Origin of the sequence: Streptomyces lacaronensis (assembly GCF_047337785.1) — a bacterium.
In the GTDB taxonomy this organism is placed as follows: domain Bacteria; phylum Actinomycetota; class Actinomycetes; order Streptomycetales; family Streptomycetaceae; genus Streptomyces; species Streptomyces lycopersici.
In genome coordinates, this window is sequence record NZ_JBLHDK010000003.1 from 194525 (window position 1) to 210573 (window position 16049).

The window sequence follows — 16049 nt, forward strand, 5'->3', positions numbered from 1 at the left end:
CCCGGATCGTCAACCTGCTGCTCCTGGCCAGCCGGATCACGACCCGCTGCCGGCCGCTCTTCGCCTGGCGGCAGCCTTCTGCGCCGGATCCTGGACGGCCTCGCCTGCCCTTGACGTCATACCCCCCGGGGGTACACACTGCGGAGTGTTCATGCACGCGTTTGCCGTGGAGGCGTCGTGTTGAGCTGAGCCGCGCAGTCCCTGTGGACGACGGCCAGGCAGGCGGACCCAAGCTGGCCAGGAGGCGAGGTGTGGTCCCAGGGTTGCTCATCGGGGCGCGCGAACGCACGCCCCGTCGTTCCGCTGAGCACCCACTGTGAGGTTGTCGAGAAGTACGAGGGCGGCCTGGTCCGGACGTCGTCTTCGCCGGCGTTCCGATGCGGGAATGGATCGCCTTCCACCCGGAACACCGGGCGCGGTTCGACCGCCTTCTCAAGGCCGGAGCCGGGTGTGATCTGCAACGACATCGAGTACGGCGAGGCGGCCGGTTGTACCTGTGTTTCAGGTTCCGGCTGGAGGCGGCGGTGGTTCTTCCGGGGGCTGGAGGAAGAAGCGCACTTCCGGCGGCTTGAGGAGAGCTGCCTGTACGCGGTGGCGGCGCCGTTGGTGCGGGAGCTGAAGTACAGCGGGCAACTGGCGATCAGTGTCTGAGATCATCGAGAGCGAGGAAGACTCCGTGCGCAACACGTCCGTGGATGTTGACTACCTTGACCACTCCGTGGTCGTGACGGTCACCGACCTCAATGGGTTGTACGACACCTATGAGGCACTCGGTTTCACGCTCACACCGCGGTCGACACACACAGGTACCGCACAACCCGACGGCGAACGGCAGTCTCTCGGCACGGCCAACCGCTGCGCCGTCTTCGGCGAGAACTACATCGAGTTGCTCGGTCACCTGCACAGCAGCCTGCCGGATCCGTGGGGCGTGCGTCGACTCGCAGCTGCGTACGAGGGGCTCCGGGGCTACGTCTTCGGCTGCGGTGACGCCGATCACGTCGATCGGAGGCTTGCCGAGCAGGGGGTGTCCACCACGGGTGTCCTCATGCTGCAACGGGACATTCCGACGCCCGACGGCGTCGGGACGCTGCGGGCGCGGGTGATCCAGGTGGATCCTCCCCTCGCTCCCGAGGGAGGCGTTCGCATCGCCGAGGTCCAGGGGCTGCACCTCATCCACCAACCCAGGTTCCTGGACCACCCCAACGGGGCGGTGGGGCTGTCTCGGATCACGCTCGTGGTCGCCGACGAGGAAACCGACCGCTACGTCGAGCGATACCGGAAAGTGCTCGGTATCCCCGCGCGCCGGATTGGGCCGCGCCATGTGTTCGCCCTGCGGGTCGGCGGCCTGGAGATCGTGCCGTTGTCGGCTCTCGACGAGATTCTTCCCGGCGAGAAGGCCCCGACCCTGCCCTACGTCGCGGCTCAGACCGTCGTGGTCAACGACCTCGGCAGGGCCAAGTCGGTCATCGAGGGCAACGGGTTCACCATCCGTCGGCTGCCCGGCGGCTTCTTCGTGTCAGCAGACGACACCCGCGGCGCCAACCTTGTCTTCGAAGGGCGGGGATGACCGAGAGCGCCGGACGCGCGCCTTTCGCGGCCGCCCATTGCGGTCTGATGCGTGGCCTCCGCCAGGGCCGATCGCGGCGTTTGGTGGGCTTCCCTACGGGTCGGCACTCACCAGACCGGCGCGGTTCTCACCCCTCCGCAGAAACCTCCCGCGTGGCTTGTGGCGAACGGAAACGCGAGATCAGGGCGGTCATCCCGGAGACGAAGGCAACCAACCCGATGATCACAACCACACACAGGCCCCGGCGTGTTCTTGATCGTGGTGACTGAGATGCTGGTGTCTGCGGCGATCTGAGAGAAGCTCCGGCGGAGCTCTTGTCGGCGGTGCGGGATCTCGGGCAGGGAGGAGCAGCTGTTGTCCCGTCTCATTAGATCTTGTAGAGGCGGGGCCGCTGACCTGCTGGGTGACGGGCTGACCTGCTGGGTGACAGGTTGAGTTACGACTTACGGCGGGGCGCGGCGAGGCGTTTTCGACAATGATGCGGCCACTGTCGCGCACGCGTCTCATCGATCATGGCGATGGCGGTGCTTGTTGAGCCGGACCTCGTCAGGACCGCGAGACGCCCGCTTCAAGAATTCGCGGTGAAGGTGGCAGTTTCCGGACCAGCCGGGATCGGATCGCTATACGTTCGCGGTATGAATCAGCTCGGACCGGCAGCCGATGCGCACGAGGTATTGGAGCGCTTCCGCCAGGCTGCTATCAGCCAGTCCACCGACGAGATGAACCGCATATACGCGGCCAATGCTGTCCATGAGTTCCCGTTCAATCAGCCGGGCGTGCCGTCCCGGCTTGAGGGCCGGGAGGAGATCGTGGGCTGGATAGCCGCGAGCTGGAGTACCGGCCCACTGAAGTACGAGCGTTACCGCACTCTTGCCATCCACAACACCAGCGACCCCGACACGATCATTGTCGAGCAGGAAGCCATCGGGATCAGCACGACCACCGGCGAGTTCGCCCTTCCAAACATCGTTGTACTGACCGTGCACAACGGACAGATCGCCCATCTGCGCGACTACGTCAATCTCGTGGCCGCCGCAGCCGCGATCGGGCGGAGCGTGTAAGTACCTGGGCGGACGGCCATGGAAGACCTTGAGACACGTCAGGCCGATGATGTGCCGTCCGCCGCCAGTGTCCACGGCCACCACGAGGTACATCTTGGGCGGTCCCGACACCGGGCTCCGACAGCAGGGCCGCGCCCCTGATCACTACTGCTTGTCGTCCGGTTACATCGTTCACATCCCTTCTGGAGTGCGGTGACGTCCGGACTGCTGGACGTACACTTGTCATTCAACCTTCGAGCCGGGGCTGCCGCTCCGATAGAAGACAACGTCGGCTGTTACCTCGACAGCTCGTTGTCGTTGCGGTTCAGCGTCTCAGCCATGGCGTTGGGGTGCTCGCAGTAGAAGCTGTGCTCATGGCGAGAAGACGACAAGTCCAGACTGGCACCATCGGTGGTTGCTTATTCAACGGATGCATGATTCTTTGTGGTCTGTTGCTTGTAACCGTCGTAGGCACCTGGATCTGGCTGGCGACTCAACCAGAGCGTGATGAGGAAAAAGCCCGTGCAGACCTGCATGAAAACGTCGAAACGCGCCGTGAGCGCCTCGCTCAGGCCGCGGCTGACGGGGTCTTGCAAGAAGTAGAGATCGCCCAGCTCTTCCCTCCCACGAAACCGGCCGAGGGTTTGGTCGACATTAAAAGGCAAGGCGACTCGATCACCGTCACCGCTGGCATGCTCGGTCTTGGACCGCAAAGAGCGTTCATCTTCGAGTACCAGACCAGCGTGGAAGGCTGTTACGCCTTCCACGTTCCTCCTCCTGCACGCCGAGCCCCGCGTGTATCCGTGCGGCAACTCCCCGATGAGACATGCACAGCCAGCACGGTCACGAACCCTCCGAGCGCGCTCACTCGGTGACGCGCCGCGGCTTGGTGCCTATCTGGTGATGGGAGGGCCGACTGTACGCCTCGCCGGTGGCCAGGACCCGGCCCACGTCGAGGCGGGCGGCCGGGCGGCGATTCTTGGAATCCGGCGGTCGGCCGGGCCCGGGACGCGACGGTTTCGGCGCACCGGCCGGGCTACCGGTCTTCGTGCACAGGTTTCTGAACCCCCTGCGGACTCGGGCGGGCGTCAGCTTGTTCGGCTCGGCCGCCTTCTCCCAGGGCCGCCGGAGGGCAGTGGCCAACGGCCGGGCGAGCCGGAGCTGGGCATAGACGGCGATCACCAGTCACGTCCACCGGTCAGCCGCCTCCGAGCTGCGAAGCCGGGGCTTGGTCCACCCGAGCGTCTGCTGGTCAGCCGCGGGTGCAACCGGTCCCACGCCTGCGCGGTCGCCTTCCCATAGGGGCGGTGTCCGTGACGGTCACGACCTGCTCGCTGCCCCAGGTGGCGGGGGCACCGAAGACGAACTCGCCACCGTGCTTGGGCGGTCGCCCGCCCCTGGGGTCGTAAACCCGCGGCGGTGTCGGCCGACGCATGACGCGGTCGGACCGCAGGCGGCCGGGGATCTCGACGGGCGGCCGTTCAGCAGGTGGGCGATGCGAGGTGCGTCGTATCCGGCGTCCAACACGACCAGGACCTCGGGGTCGCCCGGTTTCCACTGGCCGACGGCGACAAGCCGCTCGACGACCTCGCGGATCTGGACTGTGGTCACCGCGACGACATCGGCACCGGGTTCCAGGCGGACCGCGTCCAGCACCGCCGTCCAGGACGTTCGGCCGGTCTCCAGCGCGGCCACGACCGAGTACGGCCAGCCCGGGACCATCTGGTGCTTGCCCTCGCCCCGGCCGAAGGTGTGGCAGAAGGAACGGTCAGGGCAGGTGTTGGCGTCCGGCCGCGGCCAGCACGATCCGACCGTCCGCCGCCCTCGGCAGCGGCATCCCGACAAGCGCACGACGCAGCCGGACAACGTCGATCCGTCCATGGTTGAGAGGCCACCGTAGAGGGCCCCGTGCCCCCGGCGGTGTATCCGGCGCGAGTGCAAGATCGACCAGGGTCCTCACCGGCCCGTCCGTGCACAACAGCGCGTCGCATAACTCGAACAGGGCATCGCCCCGTGCGGTCAGAGACGCGTACAACTCCGTCCGGAGGCTTGACACTTCTGCGAACACATCCCGTAGGACGTCATGATGCCCCAGACTCACGATCACGGCCTTCGTGCTGTTCCTCTGCCTCTGTGACGGAGCACAGGATCAGACGAAGGCCGCCTTCACGTCCGCTGAACTGCGAAGACGCCGATCAAGTTCGAGTCGCGTTCGACGCTAGACCTTGAATGACAAGCCGAGAGGTCGTTTTCTCCCGATATTTTACCCAGGAATGAGCATTTGATCCCCAAGTGTCGGGTCGCGCCAGGAGAGGGTGGCATCGCCGGCCAGGCACACCGGTCCAGGCCGCATCCTCGTTTTCCGGTCCCGCGAACAATTCTGACTCCCGGCTCACGGCAGATTCCCTGCTCGCCACCCACCCCTGTAATCAACTCCGTCTGCTTCATTGACATTTCACTCAGAAGACCTAACTTTGGGAGCGCTCCCATAGCAGCCTTGCAACTGGAAGGAGTCCCCCCACATGCGCAAAAAGAGTCCCTTACCCGGGCGTTCGCGGGCGTCCCTCCGCCGGCCTCTCCCGGCGCTCGTCATGCTGTTCGCCGTGGCCGTCGGCGCCCTCGCCTGGTCGACCCCCGCCCAGGCTCACGGCACCGTCGTCGGCCCCGCCACCCGCGCGTACCAGTGCTGGAAGACGTGGGGCAACGACCACACGAACCCGGCCATGCAGACCCAAGACCCCATGTGTTGGCAGGCCTTCCAGGCCAACCCCGACACCATGTGGAACTGGATGAGCGCGCTCCGCGACGGCCTCGGAGGCCAATTCCAGGCACGGACCCCCGACGGGACACTCTGCAGCAACAACCTCTCGAGGAACGCCAGCCTGGACAAGCCCGGGCCGTGGAAGACCACCACCATCGGCAACAACTTCTCGGTGCACCTGTACGACCAGGCGTCCCACGGTGCCGACTACTTCAAGGTCTACGTGAGCAAGCAGGGCTTCAACCCCGAGACGCAGACCCTGGGCTGGAGCAACCTCGACTTCATCACGCAGACCGGCCGCTTCGCCCCGGCACAGGACATCACGTTCCCCGTCCAGACCTCCGGCTACACCGGACACCACATCCTGTTCGTGATCTGGCAGGCCTCGCACCTCGACCAGGCCTACATGTGGTGCAGCGACGTGAACTTCGGCTGAGCCGCAAAGCACCGCACACGGCACCGGCCTCTGCCGGGCGCCGGTAACCCGCCGGCCGGCCGGCCGAGCCCGTCGGGGCAGGGGCCCCAATTGGTCACCCTGCCCCGACGGGGCTTCCTGCGTTCCTCACTTGACTCTGAAGCTCCTATAGATCGTCAAGCGGCTGGAGATGTCGGGGACCTTGGATGGTCGGGCTCAACTGCCGAGGATCCGCCAGGACTTCGACCGTAGGATCTCGTTCTGGTCCAGGAAGGTCTGGAAGGCGGTCGGCGGTCTCGGCGAAGAGGGTCCCTCGTCGCTGAGAGATCGTTTTCTCTCGTTGCTTCATCCCGGTATATGTTTTTGATCCATTGATGTCGGGTCGCGTCAGGAGATGGTGGCCTCGCCGGTGAGGCTGCGGGCCATCAGGTCGGTCATGGCGAGGTGGATCATGGCTTCGGAGCGGTGCGGGTGGGCTTCGTAGTCGCGGACAAGGCGCCGGTGGAGCATCAGCCAGCCGTAGGTCCGCTCGACCGCCCACCGTTTCGGTATCGGGATGAAGCCCCTGGTCCCGGAGGTGCGAGTGGTGATTTCCATGTCGATGCCGAGGGTGGCGGCATGTTCGACGAAGTGCTTGCGGTAGCCGCCATCAACCCAGACCTTGCGCAGGTCGGGGTGGGCAGCAGCGATCTGACCGAGCAGCTGGGTGCCGGCCACGGAGTCCTGAACGCCGGCCGCGGTGACCAGCACCGCCAGCAGGAGGCTGAGCGTTGTCGATCACGATGCTGCGCTTGCGGCCCACGATCTTCTTGGCGTTGTCCGTGCCTTGACTCGTGGCGGGCACGCTGGTGGAGGTCTTGACGCTCTGCGCGTCGATCACGCACGCCGACGGCTTCGTGTTCCGGCCCTCCTGCTGGCGCACCAACTCCCGCAACAGGCCGTTGAGCTGGGCAAAGATGCCGTCGGACTGCCACTTGGCAAAGTAGCCGTAGATCGTGTTCCAGTGCGGGAAGTCGTGCGGCAGGTAGCGCCACTGCACCCCGTGCGGTCCACATACAAGATCGCGTTCATGATCTCGCGCAGGTCGTGCTCGGGTGGCCGCCCGAAGTCCAGGGCCCGGCCCCGGCGCTCGGAGCGCCAGGCGGACAGCACCGGCTCGATCAGCTCGCAGCGGGCATCAGACAGATCACTCGGATACGCACGACGGTCGGCCATGCCCTGGACGTACCGCCGGTCGGGGGCGTGCGCCCAGGCGTGCGGTCTGCCGGACTGAAGCACGGAACAGATTGGTCGTTATGCGGCACAAAACCTCATGCGGATGCGTACAGGTGAGCGATACGGTCTGCGGCATGTCGAAGGCCCTACTACTGTTCGTGTCCCTTGCAGGGCAGGGACACATCAATCCGACGTTGCCGCTGGTTGAAGAACTCGTCCGGCGGGGGCACCAGGTGGACTACGCCACAGGGCCCGACCACGCCGCCGCGGTCACCGGTGCCGGTGCTCGTTGGGTGGAGCTGCCACCGCTGCAGCCGTTCACGCCGCCGCCGCAGATCGGACCCGAGACGCTCGCCAGCTGGCTGCGCCATTACTTCGCCGCGCTGCGGGAGACCTACCCGGTGTTGCGGCACCGCTGCGTCACCGGGCCGGTGGACGCGATCTGCTACGACACGACGAACTGGCCTGCCCGGGTCGTGGCCAGAACCCTGGGAATCCCTGCAGTACAGTGCATCCCCCACCTCGCCTCTAACGAGACCTATTCATTGGACGAGCAGGTGACAGCCGGACTCAGTGGCGATCACCCCGCAATGGCTGCCCTCAGAGCGGACTGTGAAGCGTTCTCCGCCGAGTACAGCGTGCCCCTCGATGTCGCCGACACCATGAGTGTGGCCGAAGAGCTGAACCTGGTCTTCGTCCCACGGGAGTTCCAGCCAGCCGCCGACAGCTTCGACGGACGCTTCCACTTCCTCGGCCCCTCGATGGGGGACCGGGAGCAAGCTGAGTCCTTCGAGCCGCGCGACCCCGATGCCCCGCTGTTGTTCGTCTCGCTGGGTACGGTCTCCCTTGGTCGGCCCGAGTTCTATCGCACCTGTATCGACGCCGTCGCCGACGGGCCGTGGCAGGTGGCGATGGCCATCGGAGAGATGGACACCGCTGAACTGGGCCCTCTTCCGAGCACGGTCGAGGCACGGCCCCGCTTCCCGCAACTGGGCGTGCTTCGCCATGCCTCGGCCTTCGTTACGCACGCTGGGATGAACTCCGTCATGGAGGCACTGCATTACGGGGTCGGCCTGGTCACGTTTCCGCAGACTCCTGAACAGGCCGCCAACGCGGAGCGGTTGCGGGAACTCGGGCTCGGCGAGCCGATGGATGCCGACGCGCTGACCGCCGAAACGCTGCGGGCCGCGATTACCCGGGTCGCATCCGACCCGGCCGTCAGCGCCAACCTCTATGGGATGCGTGAAGTCATTCGTCGAAGCGGCGGGGCCCGACGCGGTGCGGAAGTGATCGAGGAGTATCTACGTCAGCACCACGACCACCCGGCAACAGCCTGATATTAGTCCCTCTAAGGTTGGCCGTATCGGGACGGTGACGGACCCGCCTCTTGGCTATGCGTGAGTCCTTGCCCATGCAATGGCCGACGTGCAAGACAACGTGCGCCAGGAGCTGGTCCGGGACCTACGAGCGCTTGACGCCGCCGATCTGGTCACCGACGAGCGGGTAGCACAAGCTGGGGTGACGCTTTCGGTGGCCGGCTTGTACTCGTCGTTGCACCTCAACGTAGGCGAGTGCGACCGCAAGCTGGGTGATCTCGGCCGCGCCCGTGAGCATCTCCAGCAGGCGCGGGACACGATCGGGCGCTTGGCGACGACGAGTATGGGCGGCTCAAGGGCCAGCTGCTGGAAGCGAAGGAGAACCCGCAGAAGATGCTCACGAGTATCCCGCTGACGGACGACGAACGAGCAGCGGTCGACGACGGCCAGGCCGCCCTCGACCAGCTCCCGGCACGGCTCACCGATGTCCCCACCCCCGCCGGCCCCACACCACGACAGATCGGGACCCCGGCCACCCCCACACTGCTACCGATCGTTGATCTCAATGCCCGCACCCCACCGTGTTCAAAGCGTGAGCCATGCTGAGGCTATGGATACCTGCCCGTCATGCGGAATCGAACAGATCGACCGCATCCTGCGACAAGCTCTCCCCGATGAACCCGTGCGTGGTCGCCGCGGTCCGGTGCGAGAGATTCGCCGCTGCTCGTCGTGCCGACGCCTGGCAGTGCGAGATGCCGGGGCACACGGGCCCTGGGCGGACGCAGGCGTCGATCCCAGCTACGACTTTCTCTTCGACGGCGAATCGAAGCCCCTGCCGGAACCATGGCTTCTGGCCCCCACGACCACGGCCAGGGCTCTGGAGGCGCAGTTGCACGTCGAGGTGAGCGAGGGTCATCCACTGTTCGGCACGCAGGCCACTGCCATCGCCCGTTGCGGTCGATGCGACGAAGTGTTGTTCAGCATCGAAGGAGACCCGCCTCGTTTCGCCCAAGTGCATCTGACCTGGCGCCAAGCACCCGAACCCCGACCATGGCCGTGGACGGAGTACCTGTCGCCCCCTCTCTCCGACAGCCTCACCGATCACTCACATTGACCTGCCCGGACTTGACGAATCCGATTGGGTGTAGCTCCGGCTCTGGGAAGTCCGTGGGCCAGGCCGAGAGTTGCTAGTTGTGCTGGTCGGGGGGTGGAGTAGAGACATTCGTGCTCCCGGGCGAGGTGGAAGGTCCAGTACTCGTTGAAGTCGCCGTTGTCGTTCAGGGCGCGGAGTTTGAGGACGGCTTCGGCGCCGGCCAGGCCCCAGCGGGCGCCGGTGATGTCGAGGCGGTTGCCGATCAGGTGGCGGCAGGCGCACTCGATCGCGCCGGTGGCGATCGGCCAGCCCGCTGTCAGGGCGGTGTCGTAGCCGAGCTGGTCGAGGTGGCCGGTGAGATAGCCGACGCAGGCATCAGCGGCCTCGCGTTTTGCTCCGCGCAAGCGGGCCCGGTCGGCCTGTGCGGTGGTCTCGGCGGCGGAGCGGGCGGCCTGGCCGTGCAGGATGGTGATCAGGTGGCCGGCGACCCAGGTTTCGGCGTCGGCGGTGCCGGATGGGTAGAAAGCGTGCGCCGCGGTCCACAAGTACTCACTGACATGCACGATGTCGAGCAGGACGTGCACTCGGATGCGGCGCCGGTCGGCTTCGGCGTGGACCAGGTCGAGCTGGTGGCGGGTGCCGTCGACGAGGACCACCCAGTTGCGGCAGTGACCGGGGTCGCGGGCCTCGGCCTGGTCGAAAGCTGCGGCGACGGTGTGCTCGGGCGGGTGGACGACCGACCCGGTCAGCCATTTCGCCGAGGCTTTCGGCCTCGGCCGGGGCGTCCGTTCGCGGCTGCGGCCGTCGGGTGGGGCGATGATGTCGTGGGGTCGGCGAGGTGCCGGATCGGCGTCGAAGACGCAGGCCAGGGTGGCCATTCGTTTGCGGTGCGGCTTCTCGCCCGGGGCGAGCCGGGTGCGCATCGCCCGCCGGGCGGCTGGGTGGGCTTTGAGGGTGGCGGGCCGCAGGGCCTCGGGCCTCATGACGATGCCCTTGCCGTCGAACTGCAGGACCAGGAGGGTGTCGGCGGTCGCCGGCAGCGGGATCCGGAGCCGGTAGAAGGTGTCGATGTCCTGGGAGGCCGCGATGATGAGGTGTTCGGCCTGGCGTTTGCCCAGCACCTTCCCGCACCGCTGGTCGATCGATGCTTTGGCCTGGTCGCAGGAGCCGCGGACGGCCTCGGCGACCGCGAGGCGGCGCAGGCCGTGCGAGTGCCGTCCGGCGGGCAGGGGCAGGGCCCGGTCGGCGGGGTGGACGCTGGGCAGCCCCTTCTGCCGCCAGGCGCACCGCTCGCCGGAGACCGTGCCGAACACGCAGGCCAGCTCGCGGTGATGGCCCGTCTCCCGATACGGCCGGACCAGCCCGTCGGCCCCGGTCACCACCACGGCCCGGGGTTGTTCGCGTTCCCGGCGGGCCCGCAGGTCGAGATGGCCCTGGAATAACAGCCGCAGCAGCTCACGGCCCCGCTCCTCGATCAGGTCCTCCACCTCGTGATGCGCCAGCCGTGCGGTCGCGGGATCGGCCAAGTCGCCTTGCAGGCAGCCGAAGGCGCTGACTGCGGCAGCGAACGCATCGATGGCATCGCAGGCGTCGTAGGGATCCATCGCGCTCTTCTTTCTGCGCTTTGTTCTGGTTGGCACCTACGAAGGCAGAAAGAAGAGCCTTTATCGTTCAGGGAGTTCACCCTCCCGCCTCGGCCGTCCGGTGAGCGAGCGCGAACAGGCCGGGCTGGTCCTCTCTCAGCCAGCCCCGCTCCACCAGCCGCTTCAGCTTCCCCCGCCGTCCCCTCGATCTTCGCCGCCACCGCCGGCAGCCCGATCCTCGGCACCATCTGCTTGGTCCGCATCGGAGTCGACGCGTCCGCCACGACCTCCACGATGTCGCGGTACACATCCGGCAGCGCATCCGCCGACAGCCCCTCCCGCCAGTGCGGCACCATGATCGCCCCGACCACCCGCACCGGTCGGTCACCGGCCGTCGGCTCCACCGGCTGCTCGACGACCGACGCTTCGTCCGAACTGGACATCTCCGCGACCACCTCGGCCACCGTCTCCCGCGTCACCCGCAGCCGCGACCACGTCTCCCGCTCGGCCTCCAGCCGCGCCGTCAACTCCGTGATATGCGACTCAAACTCCTCCACCCGCACCGGGGCAGCCGCCTCCCGGGCCTCCAACTCCTCGAACAATGAGCCCGTCCAAGTCGCCTCCTCCACCGCCACGGTAGAGACGGGAAGAACCGAACACAGCCCGATCAGAGTTGCCGCGACTCACGTTCCCTTCAGAGGGTCCGCACCCAACTCGAAGCCAACCCCCCAACGACGCCACGAAGGCGCCGTCGCCGAGAGCTGGCCCGGCGAGATTGAAGGCATCGACCTCACACTGCGCTTCCTGCGCGACAAGCGAACCCAGGCCCAGAGACTGCAGCGGATCACCCGCAACGTCGACCTCGGCCTACCCGCCGTCCGAGCCACGAAACAATCATGATCAAAATGCAGAGGACAGCACCGTCGACACCGCGAACCAGCGGGTCGCTCGCGCCGGGCTGACCTCGGTACGACGACCAGTGATCTTCCCGGAACGTGTATCGCGGACGTATCGAAAATCGCATACGCCACCGCAACAGTCTCCCGTCTTCAGTGGAGGCATGGACCACAGTGCATCAACGGTCAGTTCGTCCATCGGGAAAGGACTGTGATCATGGACTCGGATTCCGTATGGGGTGTCGACCGGCGGCGGCTGCTCGGGTGGGGCGGGTTGGCGGCCGCCGGCGTGGTGGCAGGCGCGTCGCTGGTGGGCGCCCAGCCCGGCCACGCGGACCAGGCCCCAACCGACCCGATCCCGCCAGACACCCGGCCTGGCGGAGCCTACGACCGGTATGTGGCGAAGTTGACCGCCGAGGGCAAGTTTTCCGGCGTGGTGCTGTTGTCGTACCGGGGCCGGACGGTGCTGTCCCGCAGCTACGGCATGGCCGACAAGGAGAAGGGGATCGCCAACCACGAGGGCGTCGCGTTCAGCCTCAGTTCGGCGGGCAAGCCGTTCGGCGCGGTGGCCATCTTGCAGTTGGCGCAGCAGGGCAAGGTGAAGCTGTCGGACACGGTGGGCACTCATCTGAAGGGCTTCGCCAAGGAGATCGCCGAGCAGGTGACCATCCACCACCTGTTGTCCGGCACCTCCGGGCTGGACACCCCCGATGAGGACGTGCAACGCGTCTTCCAGAGCCGGGATGAGGTGCACGAGTACTACGAACAGCGCGCCCGGCAGGCGAAACTGGTGGGCGTCCCGGGCGTTCCGGACACCGCCCATAAGGAGGCGGAGGTCACCATTTCCGCGCTGATCGTGGAGGCCGTGACCGGCAAGACGTACTGGGATTACGTGCAGGAGAACATCTTCGGGCGCTGCGGCATGACCGGCTCGGCGTTCTACACCAGGCCGCAGTGGCTCACCGACGAGCACATCGCCCACCCGTACATGGAGCTGGCCGACGGCAGCGTGGTGGACGCCGTCCGCAACCTGGACAAGAGCAGCCCGGACCCGAACGTACTCGGCAAAAATCCGGGCCGCGCCTTCATCGCTGCCCCCGGGGACGGTGGTTTCGCCACCGCGCCGGATCTGGCCCGGTTCGCGCACGCGCTGGGCGACGGCACGGTGCTGGACCGGCCCTGGGCCGACGTGCTCACTGCCGCCAAGATCCCCCATAGACCAGCGTCGTTCGGGGCGTACGGGATTTCGGTCTCCATCGTCAACGGTCAGTGGATCTACCAGCGCGCCGGTGGCAACCCGGGTGTCAGCGCCAACTGGGACATCTACCCGTACACCGGCTGGGTCGGTGTCATCCTCAGCAACCGCGACGGCGTGCCGCTGCAGGAGATGATCGGGCAGGAGATGCAGGCCATCACCGGGGCCCCGGTCGGCGGAGGATCGGGCGGCTGAGCTACCGGGGGATTCCGCGTATGCACGGCCAGTGTCGTGTGCGGGGGGACTGGTCGGCGCCGAGGCCGTCCTCAAACTCCGCGCCCTGAACGACAACGGCGAATTCGACGAGTACTGGACCTTCCACCTCGCCCGGGAGCACGAACCTCTCAACCCCATCCCCCGACCAGCACAACTAGCAACTCACGGCTTGGCCCACGGACTTCCCAGAGCCGGAGCTACACCCAATCTGATTCCACGGAAACGGTGGAAAACCGGACGGGAGTGCTCACCACTTCGCCCCGTTGTCGACGATGTAGCGGATCGCATCGACGATCTCGCGCCGTGGCCACTTCTCCGGGTGCCCGCCGGTCTTGGTATGGCAGGCCGGGACCGGCAGCAAGCACTCGACCAGAGCCCACTCGGCGGCGGTGGTGTCGGACGGATAGCGAGGACGGCGGCGTGAGGCGACAGGCATCTCAGGGCTCGGAGAGGGTGTCGGGCAGGGGCTATCGGGTGAGCTGGGCGAGAGGGGCACGGACGCCGGTGAGCTGGGCGGATGCCAGCTGAGCCCGCTCGTCGTCGGGGTAGCGGGCCAGATGCGGGTCGAGCTTCCCCGTGATCATCCGGGTGAGGCGGCCGAGGATCTGCTGGAACTGCTTCTTCTCGTACTCGACCCAGTCCGCGGGGCCCCCGGGAACATGTATCCGTGCCGGCGGTGCCAGATGATCGGTGTGAGGTGCTCGGCGGCCCCGACGTCCCGCAGGTGCCGGATGCCTCGGGTGACCTGCCACTTGGTCAGGCGGGTCGCGGCGACCAGCTGTCGGGTGTGCAGCCCGGCTGGGCGGGCTTCCATCAGGGCGACGCGGACGAGGTCGCTGTAGTGCTCCGTAAGCGGCCGGGCCGCGCGGAGCACGGATACTGGCCCTTGAGGAGTTGGGCCAGCTGCTCGTCCAGGGTGAACTCGCCGTGATCCATGGCCCTTCGAGCCAGTCCGCAGCCGCGCGGACCTTCGAGATGCCGCGGCGGGCGGTCTCGCGTTCGTCCTCGGGTGGGTAGACGCCGACGACGTTGACATCGACGGTGGTGCGGAAGTCTGCCGGGCTGGTCTCCCACACCCGGGGCCTGGGGGGCTGATGTACCCGGCGTTGGCGACGACCAGGGCGGGCGCGCCGAGCCGCCGTACGGTCTCCCCCGCCCACCGCTCCACGGCGTCGGCGTCGGTGACGTCGGTGACGGTGATCAGGTGGCCCTCGCCGAGGTCGGCGCGGAGCCTGTCCAGGGCCTCGCGGTCGCGGTCGCGGCCGCGGCCGGCGACGGGGTGGCCCAGTGCGGCGAAGCGCCGGGCCAGGGCGGCGCCGAGGCCCCGGCTCACGCCGGAGATGACGACGGACGTGCTGGTGCTGACGGAAACCATGGTGCTCTTTCAGGTGGTCTGTTCGAAGTGGAACGCCTTGATGAAGCAGTCCCGTGGCTGGTCGATCGCGAACATAACGCACTCCACGAGGGAGTGGGCGGTGAGCTTGCAGCCCGCCCCGCGGGGCGTCGTGTCCCAGTCCGGGCCCAGCGGATCCGGGTTGCTGAAGTCGGGCGGGTACAGCGAGATGACGCGCACGCCGTGCGGGCGCAGTTGGGGGGAGAGCAGGTCGGCGAGGCCGGCCTGCCCGTGCTTGGCCGCGTAGAACGCGGCGTGGGCCCGGGTACGGTGGTTGCCGGTGAGCCCGGCCGACGAGATCAGGTTGACCACCTCGGACCGGTCGGACTTCAGCAGCAGCGGCAGCAGGTGCTTGGTGACGAGGACGGTGCCGGTCACGGTCGAGGCGACGGTGGCGGCGATGTCCTCGTCGGCGGCGGAGGCGAGGTCCTCGCCGGACAGCCAGCGAGCCCCGTTGTTGACCAGCACGTCGACGTGGTCGGTAACCGTGGCGATCTCGTCGGCGAAGGCGCGTACCGACGCAGGGTCCGCCAGGTCGCAGCGCAGGGCGTGGACCCTGTCGGACCCGAGGCCGCGGATCTCGTCGGCCACGTGCTCGGCCGCCGTCAGGTCCCGGGCGGCGAGCAGGACTTCGTCGCCCCGGCGGGCGAAGAAGAGGGCGAGCGTCCGGCCGAAATCCCGGCTGGCTCCGGTGATGACCACGCGTCGGCCGCGGGGCTCACGGCGGGCAGGGTCGGCCTCGTTGCCGTTCTGAGGTGTCACTGTGGGGTTTCCCGTGTTCGCGGTCTCAGGGTGTGCGGGGCTCAGGTCAGTGCCCCGGAGGACCCTCGTACGCTCCGGTGCCGATCAGCAAGCCGCCGGGGTCCAATCCGGCCGCGACGAGGGAGCTTTGGCCGCCCGCCCCGTAGAGCACCTGGGCGGGCGGGAGGAATCCGTGCCCGGTGACGAGCACGAAGCCCATGCCGACCGCCTGGGCGGCGAGGAGGTCCTGCCGCGAGTCGCCGAGCAGGACCGCCTCGCCGGGGTCGGCGCCCACGGCGGCGAGCGCCGTGGACAGCCGCCGCGCCTTGGGTTCCTCGCCGCCGAGCACGGCCCGGAACTCACCGGCCAGCCCGTGTCCGTCCAGGACCCGTTCCGCCTCGGCGGTCAGGGTGCCGGTGGCCAGCCGGCCGCTGGAGGGGAGCGCGATCAGCGTGGTACCCGGCATCGGGTACGGGGACTCTTGCGATCGCTACATCCGGGTCTCCATGGGCAGCGAGTCCGAAGACCGCATCGCCCGCGGCGTGGCCGCGATCCGCG

Annotated in this window: 13 protein-coding genes and 4 pseudogenes; 9 read left to right on the forward strand and 8 right to left on the reverse strand. The window is 67.5% G+C overall.

Annotated elements, in window-relative coordinates; translation table 11 throughout:
* The first annotated feature begins 450 nt into the window (after positions 1 to 450).
* The 3 genes from ACMTAK_RS01930 (at position 451) to ACMTAK_RS01940 (ending at position 2628) form a co-directional block, all read left to right on the forward strand.
* Positions 451 to 651: a hypothetical protein gene (locus tag ACMTAK_RS01930; protein ID WP_413804509.1), complete on the forward strand. Its 201-nt coding sequence runs from the start codon at positions 451 to 453 to the stop codon at positions 649 to 651.
* Positions 652 to 676: 25 nt separating this feature from the next.
* Positions 677 to 1567: a VOC family protein gene (locus ACMTAK_RS01935; RefSeq protein WP_413804510.1), complete on the forward strand. Its 891-nt coding sequence runs from the start codon at positions 677 to 679 to the stop codon at positions 1565 to 1567.
* Positions 1568 to 2202: 635 nt separating this feature from the next.
* Complete coding sequence (locus ACMTAK_RS01940) at positions 2203 to 2628, forward strand: nuclear transport factor 2 family protein (protein ID WP_413804511.1); 426 nt, start codon at positions 2203 to 2205, stop codon at positions 2626 to 2628.
* A 398-nt stretch (positions 2629 to 3026) separates the two neighbouring features.
* On the opposite strand, the gene ACMTAK_RS01945 is transcribed toward ACMTAK_RS01940, so the two are convergent.
* Together ACMTAK_RS01945 and ACMTAK_RS01950 are read right to left on the reverse strand one after the other, a co-directional pair.
* Positions 3027 to 3374 (reverse strand): hypothetical protein, encoded by a 348-nt coding sequence (locus tag ACMTAK_RS01945; RefSeq protein ID WP_413804512.1) that lies wholly within the window; start codon positions 3372 to 3374, stop codon positions 3027 to 3029.
* Between the two features lie 485 nt (positions 3375 to 3859).
* A pseudogene (locus ACMTAK_RS01950) lies at positions 3860 to 4714 on the reverse strand (transposase).
* Between the two features lie 415 nt (positions 4715 to 5129).
* Between ACMTAK_RS01950 and ACMTAK_RS01955 the strand changes: the two are divergent.
* Positions 5130 to 5804 carry a lytic polysaccharide monooxygenase auxiliary activity family 9 protein gene (locus ACMTAK_RS01955; protein WP_461773804.1) on the forward strand — a complete coding sequence of 225 codons (675 nt, stop codon included), beginning with the start codon at positions 5130 to 5132 and terminating at the stop codon, positions 5802 to 5804.
* A gap of 366 nt (positions 5805 to 6170) precedes the next feature.
* On the opposite strand, the pseudogene ACMTAK_RS01960 reads toward ACMTAK_RS01955, so the two are convergent.
* Positions 6171 to 6998 (reverse strand): annotated as a pseudogene (locus ACMTAK_RS01960) (IS5 family transposase).
* A gap of 113 nt (positions 6999 to 7111) precedes the next feature.
* On the opposite strand from ACMTAK_RS01960, the gene ACMTAK_RS01965 reads away from it, so the two are divergent.
* From ACMTAK_RS01965 to ACMTAK_RS01975, 3 genes are all read left to right on the forward strand, one after another.
* Positions 7112 to 8335 (forward strand): macrolide family glycosyltransferase, encoded by a 1224-nt coding sequence (locus ACMTAK_RS01965; RefSeq protein WP_413804513.1) that lies wholly within the window; start codon positions 7112 to 7114, stop codon positions 8333 to 8335.
* Positions 8336 to 8707: 372 nt separating this feature from the next.
* Positions 8708 to 8920 (forward strand): hypothetical protein, encoded by a 213-nt coding sequence (locus ACMTAK_RS01970; RefSeq protein ID WP_413804514.1) that lies wholly within the window; start codon positions 8708 to 8710, stop codon positions 8918 to 8920.
* A 4-nt stretch (positions 8921 to 8924) separates the two neighbouring features.
* The gene (locus ACMTAK_RS01975) at positions 8925 to 9428 is read left to right on the forward strand and encodes a hypothetical protein (protein ID WP_413804515.1); all 504 of its coding nucleotides are present in this window, start codon (positions 8925 to 8927) and stop codon (positions 9426 to 9428) included.
* Positions 9429 to 9517: 89 nt separating this feature from the next.
* Here the strand turns inward: ACMTAK_RS01975 and ACMTAK_RS01980 are convergent.
* Positions 9518 to 11011: pseudogene (locus ACMTAK_RS01980) on the reverse strand (ISKra4 family transposase); the annotation flags it as partial.
* Between the two features lie 273 nt (positions 11012 to 11284).
* On the opposite strand from ACMTAK_RS01980, the gene ACMTAK_RS01985 reads away from it, so the two are divergent.
* Together ACMTAK_RS01985 and ACMTAK_RS01990 are read left to right on the forward strand one after the other, a co-directional pair.
* Entirely contained in the window at positions 11285 to 11890 is a 606-nt protein-coding gene (locus tag ACMTAK_RS01985) for a hypothetical protein (RefSeq protein ID WP_413804516.1), read from the forward strand.
* A 213-nt stretch (positions 11891 to 12103) separates the two neighbouring features.
* Positions 12104 to 13336, forward strand: a complete 1233-nt coding sequence (locus tag ACMTAK_RS01990; RefSeq protein WP_413804517.1) for a serine hydrolase domain-containing protein — start codon at positions 12104 to 12106, stop codon at positions 13334 to 13336.
* A gap of 271 nt (positions 13337 to 13607) precedes the next feature.
* Here the strand turns inward: ACMTAK_RS01990 and ACMTAK_RS01995 are convergent.
* The 4 genes and pseudogenes from ACMTAK_RS01995 to ACMTAK_RS02010 all read right to left on the reverse strand — a co-directional run.
* A pseudogene (locus tag ACMTAK_RS01995) lies at positions 13608 to 13793 on the reverse strand (transposase); the annotation flags it as partial.
* A gap of 144 nt (positions 13794 to 13937) precedes the next feature.
* Entirely contained in the window at positions 13938 to 14732 is a 795-nt protein-coding gene (locus tag ACMTAK_RS02000; protein WP_413804518.1) for an SDR family oxidoreductase, read from the reverse strand.
* 9 nt (positions 14733 to 14741) lie between these two features.
* Positions 14742 to 15512 carry an SDR family oxidoreductase gene (locus tag ACMTAK_RS02005; RefSeq protein WP_413804519.1) on the reverse strand — a complete coding sequence of 257 codons (771 nt, stop codon included), beginning with the start codon at positions 15510 to 15512 and terminating at the stop codon, positions 14742 to 14744.
* 46 nt (positions 15513 to 15558) lie between these two features.
* A complete protein-coding gene (locus tag ACMTAK_RS02010) occupies positions 15559 to 15957 on the reverse strand; it encodes an HAD family hydrolase (protein ID WP_413804520.1) in 399 nt (132 codons plus the stop codon).
* Between the last annotated feature and the right edge of the window lie 92 nt (positions 15958 to 16049).